Raw genomic sequence first — 20,914 nt, forward strand, 5'->3', positions numbered from 1 at the left:
GCCAGGCCGTACGCACACATGGCGTACGGAACCGGCGAGACAGGACACAGAGAGCTCCCGTGCGGCGCCCGCGCCCCGGACGGCGGCACCGCGCATCGCGCGAGCCGCGGACGTCACCGGCACCGCCGGACCAGGTGCGGCGCCCGGGAGCCTGACGGGAGATCCACCCGCATGCTCGAACCGACCGAACCCATCGAGGGTTCCGACAACAACGACACCCCCAGCGACACCCTGCCGCCGCGGCGCCGCCGCCGCGCAGCGTCGCGCCCGGCCGGCCCGCCCACGGGCGCCGCCGAAGCCGCGGCCGAGACCACCGCGCCGGCCATACCGGTCGTGGCGTCCGCCGACCTCGTGGAGGAGGCGGACGAGACAGCAGTGGCCGTCCAGGCCGAAGCTGAAGAGGCCGAGGACGCCGCCGCTCCGCGTCGTGCCCGTCGTCGTGCCACCCGCCGGGTGTCCGCACCCGCCGGAGCTGCGGAGACGGCTGAGGCTGCTGAGGCGGCCGAGACCGTGGTGCCCGCGGTGACGGCTGAGGCCGCTCCCGCCGAGACCCCCGCTCCCGCAGTGGAAACCGAGGAGACCCAGGAGGCGGCTTCCGCCGGTCGTCCGCGTCGCCGGGCGACCCGCCGTGCCTCCGCGCCCACCGGTGCGCCCAAGGCGGCCGAGGCCGCGCAGGCAGCCCCGGCCGTCGAGACCGTCGAGGAGCCGGCGACCACCGTCGTCGAGCCCGAGGACACGGACGCCGCTCCCCTCGCCGAGGAAGCCACTGCCCGACGTACCACCCGACGTCGCGCCACCCGGCGCGTCTCCGCACCCGCCGGTGCGCCCGAGGGCGACACCGGCGACGAGCGTGTGGAGGCGCCCGTGACCAGCGAGACCCAGCCCGAGGAGCCCGCGCAGGCCGAGCCCGTGCAGGCCGAGGACGCGCAGATCGAGGACGAGGCCCCGCGTCGTGGCCGCCGCCGCGCCACACGCAAGGCCGCCGTCGGTTTCTCCGCGCCCGCGCCGAAGGAAGCCGAGTCGGCGCGGAAGTCCGCGCGTCCGGCCGTCGCCGTGTTCCAGGCGCCCGTGTTCACCGAGCCGATGTTCCAGACGCCGGAGCGTGCCGCCGCCGCGGCCGCCGCCGAGGCGTCGGAAGAGGTCGAGGAGGTTGCGGAGGTCGTCGAGGCCCCCGTGGCTCGGCGTGCGCGCAGGGCCGCCGTGGCTCCGCAGACTCGCGAGGCCGTCGTAGCCCCCGAGGCCGTCGTAGCCCCTGAGGCCGTCGAGGCCGTCGAGGCCGTCGAAGAGGAGACGGGGTCGCGTCGGCGCCGTCGCCGCCGGGCCGTCGAGGAGGAGCCCGTCGCCCCGGAGCCCACCACCGACGAGGTGGAGGAGCCCGAGGACGGCGAGTCCGTCGAGGACGCCGTCGACAGTGATGAGGGTGACGAGGAGTCCGCCGGCTCCCGTCGCCGTCGCCGCCGTGGTGGCCGTCGTCGTCGTCGTGGCGAGTCCGCCGATTCGGACGGCGAGTCCGACGACGACTACGCAGCCGAGCAGGTCGCGCAGGACGCCGAGGACACCGCCGAGCAGGCCGAGGACGATGCCGAGGAAGGCGACGAGCACGACGAGCCGGGCGGCTCCGGCTCCAGCAGCAGTCGGCGCCGTCGGCGCCGTCGTCGCCGCGCCGGGGACTCGGGTACCGAGGCCGAGCCCACCGGGAGCGACCCCGAGCGCACCGTCGTCAAGGTCCGCGAGCCCCGCAGTGTCAGCAAGAGGGACGAGCACCCGTCCGACGAGGTGCAGTCCATCAAGGGCTCGACCCGCCTCGAAGCCAAGAAGCAGCGTCGCCGTGAAGGGCGCGAGCAGGGCCGCCGGCGCGTTCCGATCATCACGGAGGCCGAGTTCCTGGCCCGCCGTGAGGCCGTCGAGCGTGTGATGGTCGTCCGCCAGAGCGGCGAGCGCACCCAGATCGGCGTTCTTGAGGACAACGTGCTCGTCGAGCACTACGTCAACAAGGAGCAGTCGACCTCGTACGTCGGCAACGTCTACCTCGGCAAGGTGCAGAACGTCCTGCCGTCGATGGAGGCCGCCTTCATCGACATCGGCAAGGGCCGCAACGCCGTGCTGTACGCCGGTGAGGTCAACTTCGAGGCGCTCGGCATGGCCCACGGGCCGCGTCGTATCGAGAGCGCGCTGAAGTCCGGTCAGTCGGTGCTCGTGCAGGTCACGAAGGACCCGATCGGTCACAAGGGCGCCCGCCTCACCAGTCAGGTGTCCCTGCCCGGCCGCTACCTGGTCTACGTGCCCGAGGGCTCGATGACCGGCATCAGCCGCAAGCTGCCCGACACCGAGCGCGCGCGCCTGAAGACCATCCTCAAGAAGATCGTCCCCGAGGACGCGGGCGTCATCGTGCGCACCGCCGCCGAGGGCGCGAGCGAGGACGAACTGCGCCGTGACGTCGAGCGGCTGCAGGGGCAGTGGGAGGACATCCAGAAGAAGTCGAAGAGCGGCGGCAGCTCGAACGCACCGACGCTGCTGTACGGCGAGCCGGACATGACCGTGCGCGTCGTCCGCGACATCTTCAACGAGGACTTCTCCAAGGTCATCGTCAGCGGTGAAGACGCGTGGGAGACCATCCACGGGTACGTCTCCTATGTCGCTCCCGACCTGACCGACCGCCTGTCGAAGTGGACCTCCGAGGTCGACGTCTTCGCGACGTACCGGATCGACGAGCAGCTGATGAAGGCGCTGGACCGCAAGGTCTGGCTGCCCAGCGGCGGTTCGCTGGTGATCGACAAGACCGAGGCGATGGTCGTGGTCGACGTCAACACCGGCAAGTTCACCGGTCAGGGCGGCAACCTCGAAGAGACCGTGACCAGGAACAACCTGGAAGCGGCCGAGGAGATCGTGCGCCAGCTGCGGCTGCGCGACCTGGGCGGCATCGTCGTCATCGACTTCATCGACATGGTCCTGGAGTCCAACAGGGACCTGGTGCTGCGGCGCCTGCTCGAGTGCCTGGGACGCGACCGTACGAAGCACCAGGTGGCGGAGGTGACCTCGCTGGGCCTCGTCCAGATGACGCGCAAGCGCGTCGGACAGGGCCTGCTGGAGTCCTTCTCCGAGACCTGCGTCCACTGCAACGGCCGCGGCGTCATCGTGCACATGGAGCAGCCGACCTCTGCGGGAGGCGGCGGCAAGCGCAAGAAGCGCGGCCGGGGCGGTTCCGAGCAGGAGCACACGCACGACCATGAGGTCCTGACCACGGAGACCGCCGAGGCCGAGGAACTGGACGAGGTCGAGAGCGAGGCCGAGCTGGCTGCCGAGGTCGCCGCGCCGGTCCCGTTCGCCCAGCCGGAGTTCGTGCCCGACGAGGACCTGTACAGCAGCGCCGCCGAGGCGGAGGCCGCGGCCTCCCGTGGGCGTCCGCGCCGCCGGGCGACCCGGCGCGCGTCGGCTCCGGCCGGTGCGCCCAAGGGCGAGGAGCGAGCCCCCCGGGGTCGGCGTGAGGAGCGGGCGGCCAAGTCCCGCGAGGCCGCCGAGGCCGAGCCGGCCGCGGTCGAGGACCCGGTTGTCGAGGCGCCGGCCGCGCAGGCTCCGGTCGTCGAGGCTCCGGCTGTCCAGGTGACCGAGGAGGCTCCGGCCCCCGTCGCCGCCGTACAGGAGGACGAGGCCGCTCCCAAGGGCCGTACGCGCCGTCGTGCGACCCGGAAGGTGTCCGCCCCGGCCGGTTCGCCGAAGGCGGCGGAGGAGGCCGTGGTGACGGTCACGGAGCCGGTCGTGGCGCCTGCCACGGAGGAGCCGAAGCCCGAGCCCGCCGCGGAGCAGGTCGCCGAGGCGCCCGTCGAGAGCGGCGCCCCGGCCCGCCCGCGCCGTCGCGCCGTCCGCAAGGCCACCGCGCCCACCGCGTCCGCGGAGGCGGCCGTCGTGGTCGTCCCGTCGGTCTCGGCGGAGACGGTGACCGAGACGGTCGAGGCCGACGCGGACGTGGACGCTCCGGCCAGTAAGGCGGCTGCCCGCAAGACCGCCAAGAAGGCGACCGCGAAGAAGGCCGTCACCAAGAAGGCCGCGGCCAAGAAGACGGTCGCGAAGAAGACCGTCGCGAAGAAGACGACCACCAAGAAGGTGGCGTCGAAGAAGACAGCGGCGGCCGAGCAGCAGGAACAGTCGACGGTGTCGGCGCTCACGGAGGACTGACCGACTCCCTCCCGCGCGACACGAGGCGGAAGAACGGCGGTGGCCCGCCCGGTGAGAACCGGGCGGGCCACCGCCGTTCCGCGTTGTGCACACCCCTACGAGCCGTCATCCGCAAATCGCATAGGTGAACGACGTGTGAATCAGTAATGCACGGTCGGGCTAAGATGAGGAGCGAGATTGACGTCAAACTAAGAAAAAATGGGATATCCATCCCGTATGAACAAAGTATCTAGGGGCAATACGTGAAGGCTCTCGTGCTCTCCGGGGGAGCGGGCACCCGCCTCCGCCCGATCACGCACACCTCGGCCAAGCAGCTGGTACCGGTCGCGAACAAGCCCGTGCTCTTCTACGGCCTGGAGGCGATCGCCGAAGCCGGCGTCAGCGAGGTCGGAATCGTCGTCGGAGACACCGCGGACGAGATCCGCGAGGCGGTGGGCGACGGATCCCAGTTCGGGATCAAGGTCACCTACATTCCGCAGGACGCGCCGTTGGGCCTCGCCCACGCCGTACTCATCGCGCAGGACTTCCTCGGCGACGACGACTTCGTCATGTACCTCGGCGACAACTTCATCGTCGGTGGAATCAGTGGTCTGGTCGAGGAGTTCCGGGCCGACCGGCCCGACGCGCAGATCCTGCTGACCAGGGTCCCCAACCCCACCTCCTTCGGTGTCGCCGAGCTCGACGGCGACGGCCTGGTGGTGGGCCTTGAGGAGAAGCCGAAGAAGCCGAAGAGCGATCTGGCGCTCGTCGGCGTGTACCTGTTCACCTCGGCCATACACGAGGCCGTCCGCTCCATCGAGCCCTCCTGGCGCGGCGAGCTGGAGATCACGCACGCCATCCAGTGGCTGATCGACGAGAAGCGTGACGTCCGCTCCACCACGATCTCCGGCTACTGGAAGGACACCGGCAACGTCACCGACATGCTGGAAGTCAACCGGTCCGTCCTGGAGACCGTGGAGCCGCTGAACGCGGGCACGGTGGACGAGGACAGTGAGATCATCGGCCGGGTGCGCATCGAAGCGGGTGCCCGTGTCAGCGGCAGCCGGATCGTCGGACCCGCGATCATCGGCGCCGGCACAGTGGTGAGCGACGCGTACATCGGTCCGTTCACCTCCGTCTCCGAGGACTGCCGGATCGAGGACAGCGAGATCGAGTACTCCATCGTGCTGCGCGGCTCCTCCATCACCGGCGTGCGCCGGGTCGAGGCCTCGCTGATCGGGCGTGATGTCGAAGTCACGCCGGCCCCCCGTAATCCCGCCGCTCACCGGCTCGTGCTCGGTGATCACAGCAAGGTGCAGATCTCTTCATGACGACCAAGATCCTGGTGACCGGCGGCGCCGGTTTCATCGGCTCCCACTACGTCCGTACGCTGCTCGGCCCGCAGGGTCCCGGTGATGTCTCGATCACCGTCCTGGACAAGCTGACGTACGCGGGCAACCCGGCCAACCTCGACGAGGTGCGCGAGCACCCCGGGTTCGCCTTCGTGCAGGGCGACATCTGCGACCCCGAGCTGGTCGGCAAGCTGATGGCCGAGCACGACGAGGTCGTGCACTTCGCCGCCGAGTCGCACGTCGACCGTTCCATCGACGGCGGCGCCGAGTTCGTCCGTACGAACGTGGTCGGTACCCACACGCTCATCGACGCGGCGCACCGGGCCGGCATCAAGACCTTCGTGCACATCTCCACCGACGAGGTCTACGGCTCGATCGACGAGGGATCCTGGCCCGAGACGCACCCGCTGGAGCCCAACTCGCCCTACTCCTCGGCGAAGGCCTCCAGCGACCTGATCGCGCTGTCCTACCACCGCACCCACGGCCTGGACGTCCGCGTCACCCGCTGCTCGAACAACTACGGTCACCACCACTTCCCCGAGAAGGTCATCCCGCTCTTCGTCACCAACCTTCTCGACGGCAAGAAGGTCCCGCTGTACGGCGACGGCGGCAACGTCCGCGACTGGCTGCACATCGACGACCACGTCCAGGGCATCGACCTGGTCCGCACCAAGGGCCGCGCGGGCGAGGTCTACAACATCGGCGGCGGCACCGAGCTCTCCAACAAGGAACTCACCGGGCTGCTGCTCGAGGCGTGCGGCGCCGACTGGGAGACCAGCGTCGAGTACGTCGAGGACCGCAAGGGCCACGACCGGCGGTACTCGGTCGACTGCACGAAGATCCGCGAGGAGCTGGGTTACGTCCCGCGCAAGAGCTTCGAGCAGGGGCTCGCGGAGACCGTCCAGTGGTACCGCGAGAACCGGGCGTGGTGGGAGCCGTTGAAGGAGCGGGCGGCCCTGTGAGCGACACCCGGAACTGGCTGGTGACCGGCGCGGGCGGGATGCTCGCGCAGGATGTCCTGGCCCGGCTCGCGGACGCCGGCATCCCGGCGGTGGCGGTCACCCGCACCGACCTGGACATCACCGACCCCACCGCCGTACGAGCCGTCCTCGCGGAGCACCGCCCGGCCGTCGTGGTCAACTGCGCCGCCTGGACGGCCGTGGACGACGCGGAGACCCGCGAGGACGACGCGCTGCGGATCAACGGCGACGGCGCGCGCCACCTCGCCGAGGCCTGCCGTGAGCTGGACGCCGTGCTCCTGCACGTCTCCACGGACTACGTCTTCCCCGGCGACGCCGAGAAGCCGTACGCGGAGGACGCCCCGACGGGTCCGCGCAGCGCGTACGGCCGCACCAAGCTGGTCGGTGAGCAGGCGGTCCTCTCGACGCTTCCCGGCAGCGGTTTCGTGGTCCGTACGGCATGGCTGTACGGCGTGGGCGGCGGTAATTTCGTCCGTACGATGATCAAGCTGGAGGGCGTCAAGGACACCCTTGACGTCGTCGACGACCAGCGGGGTCAGCCCACCTGGACGGTGGATCTGGCCGACCGGCTGGTCCTCCTGGGCCAGGCTGCGCTGGCCGGCACCGCTCCGGCTGGTGTGTATCACGGCACCAGTAGCGGCGAGACCAGCTGGTTCGGCTTCGCCCGGGAGATCTTCCGGCTGCTCGGCGCCGATGAGGCGCGGGTCCGGCCGACCACCAGCGCGGCGTTTGCCCGCCCCGCGCCCCGGCCCGCGTACAGCGTGCTGGGTCACGACCGTTGGCAGCAGGCCGGCATCGAACCGATACGTGACTGGTCCGAGGGACTCAGCTCCGCGATGCCCGCGCTGGTCGCCGAGCCCCAGGAGGGGAATTCATGACCGTGAAGGTCAGCATCATCATCCCGGTCTACAACGCGGGGGAGTACATCGAGCGGCCGATCGGCTCGATCCTGAAGCAGACACTGCCGCAGGACGAGATCGAGGTGATCTTCGTCGACGACGGTTCGACGGATGATTCCGCGGAGCGGCTCCGGTCGGTGGCGGACAAGACCGAGAATTTCCGGGTGCTCTCCATGCCGAACTCGGGCTGGCCGGGGCGTCCCCGTAATGTCGGTGTCGCCAACGCAGTCGGCGAGTACGTACATTTCCTCGACCAGGACGACGGCTTGGGCCCGAAGGCGCTGGAGGTCATGTACGACCGGGCGACGCAGAACAACTCCGACATCGTCGTCGGTAAGGTGAAGGGCAATATGCGTGGCCCTATTCGCCTTTTCCGGGAGTCGATCGAAAGCACCGGCCCGGAGTTCGCCGAACTGTACGAGACGCTGACTCCGCACAAGATGTTCCGGCGTGAATTCCTGCTCGACAACGACATCACCTTCCAGGAAGGGCGCTGTCGTCTCGAGGACCAGATGTTCCTGGCGAAGGCCTATCCGCTCGCCAAGAGCATCACGATCGTCGGCGATGTCGTGTGCTACGACTGGAGCAAGCGCGACGACGGCAGTAACAACAGCAAGAGCCGGACCGAGCCCGAGGACTATTACCCGTGGCTCGCCAAGACCGCTCAGATCGTCAAGGCCAACACGACCCCGGGACCGGCGCGCGACGCCTTCCTCACGCGTAACTACCGGGTCGAAGTCCTGCGGAACACTTCCACGCAGGGTTTCCTGAACGGCGATCCCTTCAGCATGGGGCATTACGAGGCGGCTCGTAAGGTAGTGGTCGAGGAGTACACGGATTCCGTCCGTGAGGGGCTGCCGCCGCTCTGGCGGTTCCGCGCCGAACTGCTCGAGGCCGACCGGGTCGAGGACCTGCGGACGGTGGCCCGGCGCTACCGTGACGCCATCAGCGAGGTCGAGTTCAGTGGACCGGTGCGCTGGCGGAAGGGCGTGCTGGTGGCGCCGTTCCGGGCCCGGCTGCGGTACGAGGACGGTGCCACGGTGAAGGTCAGGAAGCTGGGCGATGGCTACGGCCTCGACCTCGCCCTGGTCCATGGGATCGACGGCGGGCCCGATTGGTCCTTCAAGGACATCGAGAACCGTGCGGCCATCGATTTCCAGCTGCGACAGCGCAACAAGGCACAGGCTTGGTTCCCTGAAGTCGAATCCAAAGTGACTGTCGCCGCTGACGGAACTGTCGAGATCGAGGGCACTCTCCGCATCGACCCTGACACCGCCGCATGTGGCGGTCGGCTCCCCAAGGGGCTTTACGACGTTCACGTCAATGTCCAGTTGCTCGGGATCGACCGGATGGCCCGTGTCGAGGGCGGCCCGGTGAGTGAACTGCTGTCCTGCGGCGGTGAGCGGTCGGAGCGCCACCATATTCAGGCGGCCCCCTACTGGACCCGGGACGGGCGGCTGGCTCTTGACATCGGCGGAAATATGCACAAGGTGCCGGACAAGCCGGACCGGCACGAGGCCACTTGGCGGAAAGTCGCCAAGAAGGTCAAACGAGTTCTCGCATCCTGACCCGGAGGTCCCGCTACATCATGAAAGCCCTCTCTATCGAAGGCGCCTGGCTCCACGAGCCCAACGTCTTTCCGGACGAGCGCGGTAGCTTCCACGAGTGGTTCGGCGGATCGGATTTCCGCGCGAGCACCGGACATGACCTGTCCCTGGCCCAGGCCAACTGCTCGGTCTCCCGCCGCGGCACCCTGCGCGGTATCCACTTCGCCGACGTGCCGCCGAGCCAGGCCAAATACGTGAAGTGCGTACGCGGCGCCGTGCTCGACGCCATTGTCGACATCCGGGTCGGCTCCCCCACGTACGGGCAGTGGGAGCTGGTCCGGCTCGACGACGAAACACACGCCTCGGTCTACCTGTCCGAGGGCCTCGGGCACGCCTTCCTGGCGCTGACCGACGACGCGACGGTCGTCTACCTCTGTTCCGAGGGCTACGCACCCAAGCGGGAGCACGGCATCCATCCACTCGATCCCGAGCTGGGCATCGAATGGCCGGCGGACGTGCAGCCGCTGCTGTCGGACAAGGATGCCGCTGCGCCGACGTTGGCGGACGCGGCGGCTCAGGGACTGCTGCCCAGATACGAGGACTGCGTCGCCCATCGTGCGGAGCTTCACAAGCGCTGAAGTTACCCGCAGGTAGGTGTTTACTCGCCGGTCAACTCCCGGCTAGCTTCCGTTGGATCGGATTCTCGTCAACTGCCAGTGAAAGGCGCGTTCTACGTGGATCGGCACGGAATTCTTCGCCAGCTGCACAAAGTTTATCGACCCCGCACCTATCTTGAGATCGGAGTCAATGACGGCCGCAGCCTGACGCTGTCTCGGGTCCCCACGGTCGCCATCGATCCTGCATTCAAGGTGACGTCCGAGCTCAGCTGCGATGTGCACCTGGTCAAGGCTACGAGCGACGCCTTCTTCGACCGGAAGGACCCGCTGATCCACCTGCGGAACGGGCGCAACCCGTTCCGCGCGCTCGCCCGCCGCGATCCGCTGAACGTCCTGGGCGGTGAGCCGCGGCTCGACCTGTCGTTCATCGACGGCATGCACCTCTTCGAGTTCGCGCTGCGGGACTTCATGAACGTCGAGCGGCACTCGCGCTGGTCGAGCGTGATCGTGCTGGACGACATGCTGCCTCGCGACGTCGACGAGGCGGCCCGCGACCGGCACACCGGGATGTGGACCGGCGACGTGTTCAGGGTGACGCAGGTGCTACGGCGCTTCCGCCCCGATCTGGTCGTGGTGGAACTCGACACGAAGCCGACCGGTGTCGTCGCGGTCTTCGGGGCGGATCCGACCAACACCGTGCTGAAGGACAACTACGACAAGATCATCGCGGAGTACCGCACCGACGACCCGCAGGACGTTCCTGAGGAAGTCCTGGTGCGCAAGAACGCCGTCCAGGGCGAGGACCTGCTCAAGGCGGACTTCTGGCCGGCCCTGGTCAGGGCCCGCAATCTGCGTCGCCCTCGCTCGGCGTTCGCGCCCATCCGCCGTGGCATCCAAGCGGTGGGTGGCTGACACCGGTTGACCCTCGGGCCGAGGGCGTTCGGCCCGAGGGGCACGCAACTGGTTCAGTCCCGAGCCTGTTCCACCTGCTCGGCCGGGGCGCTGACGATTGCCGTCGTGAGGTCGACCTTGCCCTTCTCGGAGGGGTCGATCCCGTACGCCGTGGGTAGTGCTGTGTGCGAGTGGGCCCCAGTGCTACACCGGTACTACAAGTGACTTCGTCACTGAAATGCAGGGCCGCGGCCCTGCCAGGACCCGGTTTGACCCCCCGACCGGCGCCCCGTAACCTTGACCCTCGGTGTTGTCTCCGTACGCACCCATCCCTGAGCACCCCACCTCCTGCTCTTCGAGCAGGGGAGGCCGCTCGTCCGAATCCGGATCATCGGGCCCTCGGGTCCGTGTGAGCGGCTGGCGTCAGGGGTCCGGTTCCGAGTGAAAGAGAGATCCGCGTGTACGCCATCGTGCGCAGCGGTGGTCGCCAGCACAAGGTTGCTGTCGGCGACATCGTTGAGGTTGACAAGATTTCCACCGCCAAGGTTGGCGACACCGTAGAGCTCTCTACGCTGCTCGTTGTCGACGGTGAAGCCGTGACGAGCGACCCGTGGGTCCTCGCCGGGATCAAGGTCCAGGCCGAGATCGTGGACCACCACAAGGGCGTCAAGATCGACATCCTTCGGTACAAGAACAAGACCGGTTACCGCCGTCGTCAGGGCCACCGCCAGCAGTACACGGCGATCAAGGTCACTGAGATCCCCGCGGCTGCGAAGTAAGGGACTGAGGAGAGATGGCACACAAGAAGGGCGCATCGTCCACTCGGAACGGTCGCGACTCCAATGCTCAGCGGCTCGGCGTGAAGCGCTTCGGCGGTCAGGTCGTCAACGCCGGTGAGATCCTGGTCCGCCAGCGCGGCACCCACTTCCACCCGGGCAACGGCGTCGGCCGTGGTAAGGACGACACGCTGTTCGCCCTTGACGCCGGTGCGGTGGAGTTCGGTACCCACCGTGGCCGCAAGGTCGTGAACATCGTTCCGGTCGCCTGACCGGTACTTTTTCGCGAGGCGGACCTCACTTCCTCTACGGGAAGCGGGTCCGCCTTTCGCGTGTTTTCAATGGGTGTGTGCCCTGAGAGGGCACGACGTCCAAAAGACTTTCCGTACGTAACTGGAGGCACATCCCATGACCACCTTCGTGGACCGCGTCGAGCTGCATGTCGCCGCGGGTAGCGGAGGTCACGGCTGTGCCTCCGTACACCGGGAGAAGTTCAAGCCGCTCGGAGGCCCGGACGGCGGCAACGGCGGGCGCGGCGGTGACGTGATCCTGGTCGTCGACCAGTCCGTGACCACGCTGCTCGACTACCACCACTCCCCGCACCGCAAGGCGACCAGCGGCAAGCCCGGCGAGGGCGGCAACCGGTCCGGAAAGGACGGGCAGGACCTGGTCCTGCCGGTGCCGGACGGCACGGTGATCCAGGACAAGGCGGGCAACGTGCTCGCCGACCTGGTCGGACAGGGCACGACGTACGTCGCCGCCGAGGGCGGCCGTGGTGGCCTCGGCAACGCGGCGCTGTCCTCGGCCCGCCGCAAGGCGCCCGGCTTCGCGCTGCTCGGTGTGCCCGGTGGGCTCCAGGACATCGTCCTGGAGCTGAAGACCGTCGCGGACGTGGCGCTCGTCGGCTACCCGAGCGCGGGCAAGTCCTCGCTGATCTCGGTGCTGAGCGCCGCCAAGCCGAAGATCGCGGACTATCCCTTCACGACCCTCGTGCCCAACCTCGGTGTGGTGACGGCCGGTTCGACGGTCTACACGATCGCCGACGTGCCGGGGCTCATCCCCGGCGCCAGCCAGGGCAAGGGGCTCGGTCTGGAGTTCCTGCGTCACGTCGAGCGCTGCAGCGTGCTGGTCCACGTCCTGGACACGGCGACCCTGGAGTCCGAGCGCGACCCCGTCTCCGACCTCGACACCATCGAGGAGGAGCTGAAGCAATACGGCGGTCTCGGCGACCGGCCGCGCATGGTCGTCCTCAACAAGATCGACGTACCGGACGGCAAGGACCTCGCCGAGATGGTGCGGCCCGAGCTGGAGGCGCGCGGCTACCGCGTCTTCGAGGTGTCCGCCGTAGCCCACATGGGCCTCAAGGAGCTGTCCTTCGCGCTCGCCGACGTGGTCGCGCAGGGACGCGCCGCGAAGCCGGCGGAGGAGGCGACCCGGATCGTCATCCGCCCGAAGGCGGTCGACGACGCCGGTTTCACCGTCGCCCGCGAGGAGGACGGCCTCTACCGCGTCCGCGGCGAGAAGCCCGAACGCTGGGTCCGCCAGACCGACTTCAGCAACGACGAGGCCGTCGGCTATCTCGCCGACCGCCTCAGCCGCCTCGGCGTCGAGACGGAGCTGATGAAGGCGGGCGCCCGCTCGGGCGACGGCGTCGCCATCGGCCCCGAGGAGAACGCGGTCGTCTTCGACTGGGAGCCCACGATGATGGCCGGCGCGGAGATGCTCGGCCGCCGCGGCGAGGACCACCGTCTCGAAGCACCGCGGCCCGCCGAGCAGCGCCGCCGCGACAAGCAGGCGGAGCGTGACGAGTCGGAGAAGGAGTACGACGACTTCGAGCCGTTCTAGGCCCGATGCCGCCGGAGCTGTGGACGCCGATGCCCTGGGACTCACCTGAGTCCCGGGGCGCTTTCGGTTTTTCCTCAGTAACTCCTCATCGGCGAGTCCTGGCTGGTCTTCTGGTGCCGGAGCCGGAGACGGTCGGCAGTTTCCTCACGCCGGCCGAGACCGAAATGCCGCGGAAGCTCAACGGGGAATTCCGCGGAAATGGTCTGCCCGGGCGAGCCGTATTCCAAGCTCGTGCGCGGCGGCGCGGTCCTGTATCCGTACGGTGCGCTTGCCGCCGCGGCCGCCGTAGCCGCGCGCAGGGCCCCGCACGTACGGTTCACCAGACCTCATCCGGGGAACTCCTGCGGGTGCTGGCCCGCCGGGTCCTCAGGTGCCCGGAGCGGACCTGAGCCGAAGCGTCCGCGTTCGACGCCGGTGCGAAGGACGCACGGGAGTCGTGTGCAGTTACTCACAGCAAATCCGGACAATCCGGTTCGGGTTCTCGGAGGGTGCCTGCATGCAAGGTGAATAATCGGTTGCGTGCACATATGCAGCAGACATCGCTCGCCTTGCATGGCGGTAACCGAAAGTGGGAACATTCGAACGTTCCCTGTTGCCCCAAGGTAGGTCGCCTGTGTCTGAGCACATTGCCAAGCCCCGTACCACCGCAGTGATCCTTGCCGGTGGGACTGGTCAGCGCGTCGGTCTGTCGATTCCGAAGCAGCTGCTGAAGATCGCCGGCAAGGCGGTCATCGAGCACACGCTGGCCACCTTCGAGGGCGCCGACTCGATCGACGACATCATCGTGCTGATGGCCCCGGGCTATGTGGCGGACGTCGAGAAGATCGTCGCGAAGGCGGGCTTCGTCAAGGTGACGAGGATCATCGAGGGCGGCTCGACGCGGAACGAGACCACCGAGCGTGCCATCGCGGCCCTCGGTGAGGGCCTGGCCGAGGGAGAGGACGCGAATGTCCTGTTCCACGACGCCGTACGCCCGCTGCTGTCCGAGCGCGTCATAGACGACTGTGTCACCGCCCTGGAGCGCTACCAGGCCGTCGACGTCGCCATCCCGTCCGCGGACACGATCATCGTGACCCGCACCCACGGCGAGGACGGCGAGTTCATCACCGAGATCCCGGACCGCTCCCGGCTGCGCCGCGGCCAGACGCCCCAGGCGTTCAAGCTGTCCACCATCCGCCGGGCCTACGAGGTCGCCGCGAACGATCCCAATTTCCAGGCCACCGACGACTGCAGCGTCGTACTCAAGTACCTGCCGGACGTGCCGATCCACGTCGTCGCGGGCGACGAGTACAACATGAAGGTCACGCAGCCCGTCGACGTCTTCATCGCCGACAAGCTCTTCCAGCTCGCCTCCACGGCCGCGCCCGAGCAGGCCGACGAGGCCGCCTACCGCCAGCTGCTCACCGGCAAGACCGTCGTGGTCTTCGGCGGTTCGTACGGCATCGGCAAGGACATAGCCGAGCTCGCCGAGGGCTACGGCGCCAAGGCTTACGCGCTGGGCCGCTCGACCACCGGAACGCACGTCGAGAACCCCGAGGAGGTCGACGACGCGCTGTCCAAGGCGTACGCGGAGACCGGGCGCATCGACTACGTCATCAACACCGCGGGCGTGCTGCGCATCGGCAAGCTCGCCGAGACGGACAACGCGACCATCGAGGAAGCGCTGAAGGTCAACTATCTGGCGCCGGTGCAGATCGCCCGCTCCTCGTACAAGTACCTGGCCGAGACCAAGGGCCAGCTGCTCCTCTACACGTCCAGCAGCTACACCCGCGGGCGTGCCGAGTACAGCCTCTACTCCTCGACCAAGGCCGCCATGGTCAACCTCACCCAGGCGCTGTCCGACGAGTGGGCCGGCGACGGTGTCCGGGTCAACTGCATCAACCCCGAGCGCACCGCGACCCCCATGCGGACCAAGGCGTTCGGCCAGGAACCCGCGGGTTCGCTGCTCTCCTCCGAGGCCGTCGCGCGGACCTCGCTCGACGTGCTGCTGTCCGAGCTCACCGGGCATGTCATCGACGTCCGTCAGCAGGACCCGACGGCCGCGGCCGGAAGGGCTTCCGGTTTCGAGGCGGCGCTGGCCGGTGTTCTGGACCGTCAGGACGGCGTGGCATAATCAATTAATCGATCTTCAGAATTCAGGCCTCTGTGGTTGTGCGTTTTCCGCGCATTCACAGAGGCCTGAATCCGTAAATTTTCAAACTCTCTTTATTTGACATCAAACCGGCACTCACCCCTCAAGAGCAGGTTTCTCCGTGATTTCCACTGCTATTCGCGTTGCCCGGGTGGGTAGCGCGGCCGAGCTGGCCGCGGCGGCCCTCATGATGCTGGGCTTCCCCTGCCTGATGCTCGCCGCGCTGCTGCCGAGCGTCCCCGCCTTCGCGGCCACGGCCGCCGTGACATATCTGGCGGACCACTATCTGCACCGGCGTGGCAGCTATCTGATCAACCGCCTCGGCAAGGTGCGTGCCGGTCTGTCCATCAGGTTCCTGATCCGGGAACTGCTCCTGGTGCTGCTCCTGGCGCGCCTGGACCTGGCCGACAGCATCGTCTTCTACGCGGCGATCGCGGGCTTCCTGACCTTCTTCGGCTTCCAGGCCCCGCACAGCGCGCTGGTCACGCTGATCCGGTCGCGCCGCAAGATGCCGGTCGCCACCCGCAACGTCGATCTCGGCTCCCGCATCCGCATCCCGGACGCGCCCCCCAACATCCTGCTCGACCGGTCCGCCGAGAAGATGCTCCACCTCGACCTGGCCGCGGTCGTCGGCGTGCTGGTCGCCGCGGCGATGGACTCGACCGTGTACGGGCTCGTCGGCGTCGCCATCACGCTGGTTCTGGCCGTCGGCTACGTCATCGTGCTGGTCCCGTACGTCCGCGGAAAGAGCACCCCGCCGAACGCGGACAAGGTCCTGGCTGCGGCCGACAAGTGGTTGCGCGAGTACCGCCCGGAGACGGTGCTCTACTTCTCGGGCTCCAAGGACTCGGCGTACCAGGTCAACATGTGGCTGGAGACGATGGAGCAGCTGGACACCCGGCCGCTGATCATCCTCCGCGAACGCGCCATCCTGGAGCTCATGGCACCCACCACCGTGCCGGTCGTCTGTGTGCCCGGAGGGGTGCACCTGATGAACATGGACCTGTCCACGGTGCGCGTCGCGCTGTACGCGGCGAACGTCGGCAAGAACATCCACCTGCTGCGCGTCCCGACCATGAAGCACGTCTTCATCGGCCACGGCGACAGCGACAAACTCGCCAGTGTCAACCCGTTCAGCAAGGCGTACGACGAGGTGTGGACCGCCGGCCGCGCGGGCCGCGACCGCTACGCCATCGCCGACGTCGGCGTCCGTGACGAGGACATCGCCGAGGTCGGTCGCCCGCAGCTGGCGCCGATCCAGACCTGGCGGGGCGTGTCGGAGGGATCCGCCGACGGCGGCATGCCGACGGTCCTGTACGCGCCCACCTGGGAGGGCTGGGACGGCAGCCCCGGCAACACCTCCCTCCTGCTCGCGGGCAAGAACATCGTGCAGAAACTGCTCGCCGCCGACCCTCCGGTCCGCGTCCTCTACAAGCCGCACCCCTTCACCGGCACCGTCAGCGCGCAGGCCAAGACCGCGCACGAGCGGATCGTCGCGCTGATCGTCAAGGCGGCCGCCGAGCGCGGCGCCGATCCGCGCTTCGCCGCCGACAGTGCGGACCGGAGCGCGGCCCAGGCCGAGCTGACCGGCATCGAGGCCCGTATCGCCAAACTGACCGGCGGCGCCGAGGCGGGCGACGAGGCCGAGGCCACCCGCGACGGCATGGTCGACGTGGCCAAGCACGCCGAGGTTCTCCGGCTACGCGCCGAGTGGGACGACGCGTACTGGCGTTCGGCAGGAACCTGGGAGCACCGCGTCATCATGGGTGCCGAGCCGCGCCTGTACGACTGCTTCAACGTCTCCGACGCGATGGTCTCCGACATCTCCAGCGTGGTCTCCGACTTCATCGCGAGCGGCAAGCCCTACGCCGTCACGGACTCCGCGGAGCTCGGCGTCGAGGAGTTCAAGCGGCAGAACACCGCGGTGCGTGCCGCCGTGATTCTGTCCAACTCGGCTGCCGAACTGACCGAGTTGCTCGCCGCGGTGCGTGACCCGGCGGCCGACGCGCAGGCCGCCGAACGCCAGGAGCTGAAGCGGTATCTGCTCGGCCCGGACGAGCCGACCTCGATCGACCAGTTCAACTCCGCGGTGCGGCAGCTGGCGCAGAAGGCCGAGACGCGCAACCTCGGCCAGGAGACCGGCACTTCGGCCGAGGAGGTCTCGGCTCCGGGCGCCCCGGCTCCGGACCCTTCCTCCCCGGACGCCTCGCCCGCCACTGTGGACCTGGCGAGCGCGCTTCCCGGCCGGGGGTCGACCGGCGAGACCGGCGAGGCGGCGGTCAACGGCTGATCGCGGTCACCCCCTGACCTGCTTCAGGGCTCGGCTCCCGAGAATTTCGCTCGGGAGCCGGGCCCTTCTGCATGTCTACATGGAGAAAATGCGTGTATGGGCTGATAGCTGAGCAAACGTGCACAAGATCCCTGTCCGGGAAGTGGACCGATGCGCGACGCCCGGTCCCCTTCGCGTAAATTGCCGGGCGGGGCAGCCGGACCGAACGCGAGGGGATGCACGCAGGTGGCAGGGGCAAGGCAGGCCGTGGCGCAGGCTCACCGGATCGTCGTCAAGGTGGGGTCCTCGTCGCTGACCACCGCCGCGGGCGGCCTCGACGCGGACCGGGTCGACGCCCTCGTCGACGTACTGGCCAAGGTACGCAGCGGCGGCGAGCGGGAAGTCGTCCTCGTCTCCTCCGGCGCCATCGCCGCCGGGCTCGCCCCGCTCGGGCTGCGCCGCCGCCCCACGGACCTCGCCCGGCAGCAGGCAGCGGCCAGTGTCGGCCAGGGCCTCCTGGTCGCCCGCTACACCGCCTCCTGCGCCCGCCACGGCATCCGCGTCGGACAGGTGCTCCTCACTTCCGACGACACCAGCCGCCGCGCCCACCACCGCAACGCCTCCCGCACCCTCGACAAGCTCCTCGCGATGGGCGCCCTGCCGATCGTCAACGAGAACGACACCGTCGCCACGGACGAGATCCGCTTCGGAGACAACGACCGTCTCGCCGCTCTCGTCGCCCATCTCGTACGAGCCGACCTGCTCGTCCTGCTCTCCGACGTGGACGGCGTGTACGACGGCGATCCCAGCAAACCCGGTACGTCGCGGATCGCTGAAGTACACGGGCCCGCCGATCTCGACGGCATCGACATCGGCAGCGCGAGCAAGGCCGGCGTCGGCACCGGTGGCATGGTCACCAAGGTCGAGGCGGCCAGGATCGCGACCGGCGCGGGCATCCCGGTGGTGCTGACCAGCGCCGTGCACGCCGCCGACGCCCTCGCGGGACGGGACACCGGCACGTACTTCCACACCACCGGCCGGCGCTCCGCCGACCGGCTGCTCTGGCTCCAGCACGCCTCGACCCCACAGGGCGCGCTCACTCTGGACGACGGAGCCGTGCGCGCGGTCGTCGAGCGCCGCACCTCGCTGTTGCCCGCGGGTATCGCGTCCGTCGAGGGCGAGTTCACCGCGGGTGACCCCGTCGAACTGCGCGACAGCACGGGGCGGGCCGTCGCGCGGGGGATCGTGAACTTCGACGCCAAGGAGATCCCCCAGCTCATCGGACGCTCGACCAGAGAACTGGCGCGCGAGCTGGGACCCGCGTACGAACGTGAAGTCGTCCACAGGGACGCTCTCGTCCTGCTCCAGCGGTAGGTATTTCGAGGTCCCGCACGTGCGGGACCTCGTGCACCCGCACGTGCAGTTGTCGTGGAGTTGCCCCATAAACGTCCGAAAGCCCGTCCCCCGCCGGGGGACGTTCAGTAAAACCGCCACGCGACGGCGCCCCACCTGCTCAACTTTGTTGCAGGGGGACCCCGAGATTCATCACCACCACTGCGTAAAGGAGGCCGTCGTGAGACGAGTGCGCCCTGGGGCGGCGGCGTCCCGCGGTGGTGCCGCCTCCCGTGCGGTGGGTGAGGAGCGCGCGCTGACGAGCGTCGCGGCCGGAGACACGTACGAGAGCGAGAAGCCGGCTGACCAGCCCCGGCTGTGGCACGTCACGCTGAGCGTCTCGGGTGACGAGGCACCGCTGAAGGAGGTCAGGCGCGGCCTCGAACAGCTCGCCCACGACCACCCCTTTCTGCTGACCAGCCGGTACGCCAACGACCACGCCGAGATCCGCTACTGGGAAGAGGCCCGCGACCTGCACGACGCGGCGGCCGTCGCGCTGCGCCTGTGGGGCGAGCACCGGCAGACCGCCAAGCTGCCGCCCTGGGAGATCGTCGGCCTGGAGGTCATCGACCGCGAGACCTACCACCAGCGGATCGCGGAGGGCTACGGACCACTGCCGGCCACACCTGTCGGTGTTCATCCCTTTTGAGTCATCTTCACCGTGTGTCTCGGGGTTTGGGACATGGGCTGAACAGACCCGTTCGGAGCATTACGCTGCCGACATGACCACGCTTTCGCCGTACGACTCGATGTCTCCGGTCACCCAGGCCGCCTACCGCGCGAAGTCCGCCGCCGCCGACCTCGCGCCCCTGCCGCGTGCCGAGAAGGACGACGCGCTGCTCGCGATCGCGGACGCGCTGGAGGTCCGTACGAGCGAGATCGTCGCCGCCAACGCCAAGGACATCGCGCGCGCCCGCGAAGCCGGCACCAGCGAGACCGTCATCGACCGGCTCACGCTCACGCCCGAGCGCGTCCGCGCGATCGCCTCGGACGTCCGCGACGTCGTGGCGCTGCCCGACCCGGTCGGCGAGGTCGTCCGCGGCTCGACCCTCCCGAACGGCATCGACCTGCGCCAGGTCCGCGTCCCGCTCGGCGTCGTCGGGATCATCTACGAGGCCCGCCCGAACGTGACGGTCGACGCGGCCGCCCTCTGCCTGAAGTCCGGCAACGCCGTGCTGCTGCGCGGTTCGTCCTCGGCGTTCGAGTCGAACACCGCCCTGGTCCGCGTCCTGCGCGACGCCGTCGGCGGCGCCGGGCTGCCCGCCGACGCCATCCAGCTCGTCCCCGGCGAGGGCCGCGAGTCCGTACGTGAGCTGATGCGCGCCCGCGGCCTGGTGGACGTCCTCATCCCGCGCGGCGGCGCCTCGCTGATCCGCACGGTCGTCCAGGAATCAACCGTCCCGGTCATCGAGACCGGCACCGGCAACTGCCATGTGTACGTCGACGCGCACGCCGACCTCGACATGGCGATCGCCATCCTGATCAACTCCAAGGCGCAGCGGCCCAGCGTGTGCAACTCCGCCGAGACGCTCCTGGTCCACCAGGACATCGCCCCTGAGTTCCTGCCGCGGGCTCTGGACGCCCTCGCGGACGCCGGGGTCACCGTGCACGCCGACGAGCGCGTCCTCGCGTACGCCAAGGGCTCCAGGGCCACCGTCGTGGAGGCCACGGCCGAGGACTGGGACACCGAGTACCTGTCGTACGACATCGCCGCGGCCGTCGTGGACTCGCTCGACCGGGCCGTGACGCACATCCGGCTGTGGAGCTCCGGCCACACCGAGGCCATCGTCACCACCTCGCAGCAGGCGGCCCGCCGCTTCACCCAGTTGGTCGATTCCACGACGGTCGCGGTCAACGCGTCGACCCGCTTCACCGATGGCGGCCAGTTCGGCTTCGGCGCCGAGATCGGTATTTCCACGCAGAAGCTGCACGCGCGGGGGCCGATGGGGCTGCCGGAGCTGACGAGCACGAAGTACATCGTCACGGGGGACGGACACATTCGGCGCTGAGGCGGCGTACGGGTTCGGCGGGTGCGTCGACGGGTCTGTTCATGGGCGCGGCCG

15 protein-coding genes are annotated in these 20,914 nt (G+C 69.0%); all 15 read left to right on the top strand.

Annotated features, from left to right (window positions below):
- Window positions 1–171 precede the first annotated feature (171 nt).
- Window positions 172–4,173, top strand: coding sequence for an Rne/Rng family ribonuclease (locus AB0N66_RS32335; protein WP_365441722.1), 4,002 nt, complete (start codon window positions 172–174; stop codon window positions 4,171–4,173).
- 242 nt (window positions 4,174–4,415) lie between these two features.
- A complete protein-coding gene (locus AB0N66_RS32340) occupies window positions 4,416–5,483 on the top strand; it encodes a glucose-1-phosphate thymidylyltransferase (protein ID WP_365441724.1) in 1,068 nt (355 codons plus the stop codon).
- A complete protein-coding gene (gene rfbB, locus AB0N66_RS32345) occupies window positions 5,480–6,466 on the top strand; it encodes a dTDP-glucose 4,6-dehydratase (protein ID WP_326723132.1) in 987 nt (328 codons plus the stop codon). The genes AB0N66_RS32340 and rfbB overlap by 4 nt, the downstream gene beginning before the upstream one ends.
- Window positions 6,463–7,362: a dTDP-4-dehydrorhamnose reductase gene (rfbD, locus tag AB0N66_RS32350; protein ID WP_365441726.1), complete on the top strand. Its 900-nt coding sequence runs from the start codon at window positions 6,463–6,465 to the stop codon at window positions 7,360–7,362. Before rfbB ends, rfbD begins: the two co-directional genes overlap by 4 nt.
- Window positions 7,359–8,951: a glycosyltransferase family A protein gene (locus tag AB0N66_RS32355; protein WP_365441728.1), complete on the top strand. Its 1,593-nt coding sequence runs from the start codon at window positions 7,359–7,361 to the stop codon at window positions 8,949–8,951. The genes rfbD and AB0N66_RS32355 overlap by 4 nt, the downstream gene beginning before the upstream one ends.
- A gap of 20 nt (window positions 8,952–8,971) precedes the next feature.
- A complete protein-coding gene (rfbC, locus tag AB0N66_RS32360; protein ID WP_365441730.1) occupies window positions 8,972–9,568 on the top strand; it encodes a dTDP-4-dehydrorhamnose 3,5-epimerase in 597 nt (198 codons plus the stop codon).
- A 96-nt stretch (window positions 9,569–9,664) separates the two neighbouring features.
- On the top strand, window positions 9,665–10,459 hold the full coding sequence (locus AB0N66_RS32365) for a class I SAM-dependent methyltransferase (protein ID WP_365441732.1): 795 nt from the start codon (window positions 9,665–9,667) through the stop codon (window positions 10,457–10,459).
- 437 nt (window positions 10,460–10,896) lie between these two features.
- Window positions 10,897–11,217, top strand: coding sequence for a 50S ribosomal protein L21 (gene rplU, locus AB0N66_RS32370; protein ID WP_081221565.1), 321 nt, complete (start codon window positions 10,897–10,899; stop codon window positions 11,215–11,217).
- A 14-nt stretch (window positions 11,218–11,231) separates the two neighbouring features.
- Window positions 11,232–11,486: a 50S ribosomal protein L27 gene (rpmA, locus tag AB0N66_RS32375; protein WP_028802588.1), complete on the top strand. Its 255-nt coding sequence runs from the start codon at window positions 11,232–11,234 to the stop codon at window positions 11,484–11,486.
- 136 nt (window positions 11,487–11,622) lie between these two features.
- A complete protein-coding gene (obgE, locus tag AB0N66_RS32380) occupies window positions 11,623–13,059 on the top strand; it encodes a GTPase ObgE (protein ID WP_365441735.1) in 1,437 nt (478 codons plus the stop codon).
- A gap of 613 nt (window positions 13,060–13,672) precedes the next feature.
- Window positions 13,673–15,172, top strand: a complete 1,500-nt coding sequence (locus AB0N66_RS32385) for a bifunctional cytidylyltransferase/SDR family oxidoreductase (protein ID WP_365441737.1) — start codon at window positions 13,673–13,675, stop codon at window positions 15,170–15,172.
- 139 nt (window positions 15,173–15,311) lie between these two features.
- Window positions 15,312–17,480 (top strand): hypothetical protein, encoded by a 2,169-nt coding sequence (locus AB0N66_RS32390; RefSeq protein WP_365441739.1) that lies wholly within the window; start codon window positions 15,312–15,314, stop codon window positions 17,478–17,480.
- Window positions 17,481–17,726: 246 nt separating this feature from the next.
- Window positions 17,727–18,833, top strand: a complete 1,107-nt coding sequence (proB, locus tag AB0N66_RS32395) for a glutamate 5-kinase (protein WP_365441741.1) — start codon at window positions 17,727–17,729, stop codon at window positions 18,831–18,833.
- Between the two features lie 208 nt (window positions 18,834–19,041).
- On the top strand, window positions 19,042–19,500 hold the full coding sequence (locus tag AB0N66_RS32400) for a hypothetical protein (protein ID WP_365441819.1): 459 nt from the start codon (window positions 19,042–19,044) through the stop codon (window positions 19,498–19,500).
- A 73-nt stretch (window positions 19,501–19,573) separates the two neighbouring features.
- Window positions 19,574–20,860 carry a glutamate-5-semialdehyde dehydrogenase gene (locus AB0N66_RS32405; RefSeq protein WP_365441743.1) on the top strand — a complete coding sequence of 429 codons (1,287 nt, stop codon included), beginning with the start codon at window positions 19,574–19,576 and terminating at the stop codon, window positions 20,858–20,860.
- The last annotated feature ends 54 nt before the right edge of the window (window positions 20,861–20,914 follow it).

Source organism: Streptomyces sp. NPDC093544, from assembly GCF_040683495.1.
Lineage (GTDB): Bacteria > Actinomycetota > Actinomycetes > Streptomycetales > Streptomycetaceae > Streptomyces.

Coding starts and splice junctions, on each gene's coding strand:
- AB0N66_RS32335 (WP_365441722.1), top strand. CDS start 172: ATGCTCGAACCGACCGAACCCATCGAGGGTTCCGACAACAACGACACC.
- rfbB (WP_326723132.1), top strand. CDS start 5,480: ATGACGACCAAGATCCTGGTGACCGGCGGCGCCGGTTTCATCGGCTCC.
- AB0N66_RS32355 (WP_365441728.1), top strand. CDS start 7,359: ATGACCGTGAAGGTCAGCATCATCATCCCGGTCTACAACGCGGGGGAG.
- rfbC (WP_365441730.1), top strand. CDS start 8,972: ATGAAAGCCCTCTCTATCGAAGGCGCCTGGCTCCACGAGCCCAACGTC.
- rpmA (WP_028802588.1), top strand. CDS start 11,232: ATGGCACACAAGAAGGGCGCATCGTCCACTCGGAACGGTCGCGACTCC.
- obgE (WP_365441735.1), top strand. CDS start 11,623: ATGACCACCTTCGTGGACCGCGTCGAGCTGCATGTCGCCGCGGGTAGC.
- AB0N66_RS32405 (WP_365441743.1), top strand. CDS start 19,574: ATGACCACGCTTTCGCCGTACGACTCGATGTCTCCGGTCACCCAGGCC.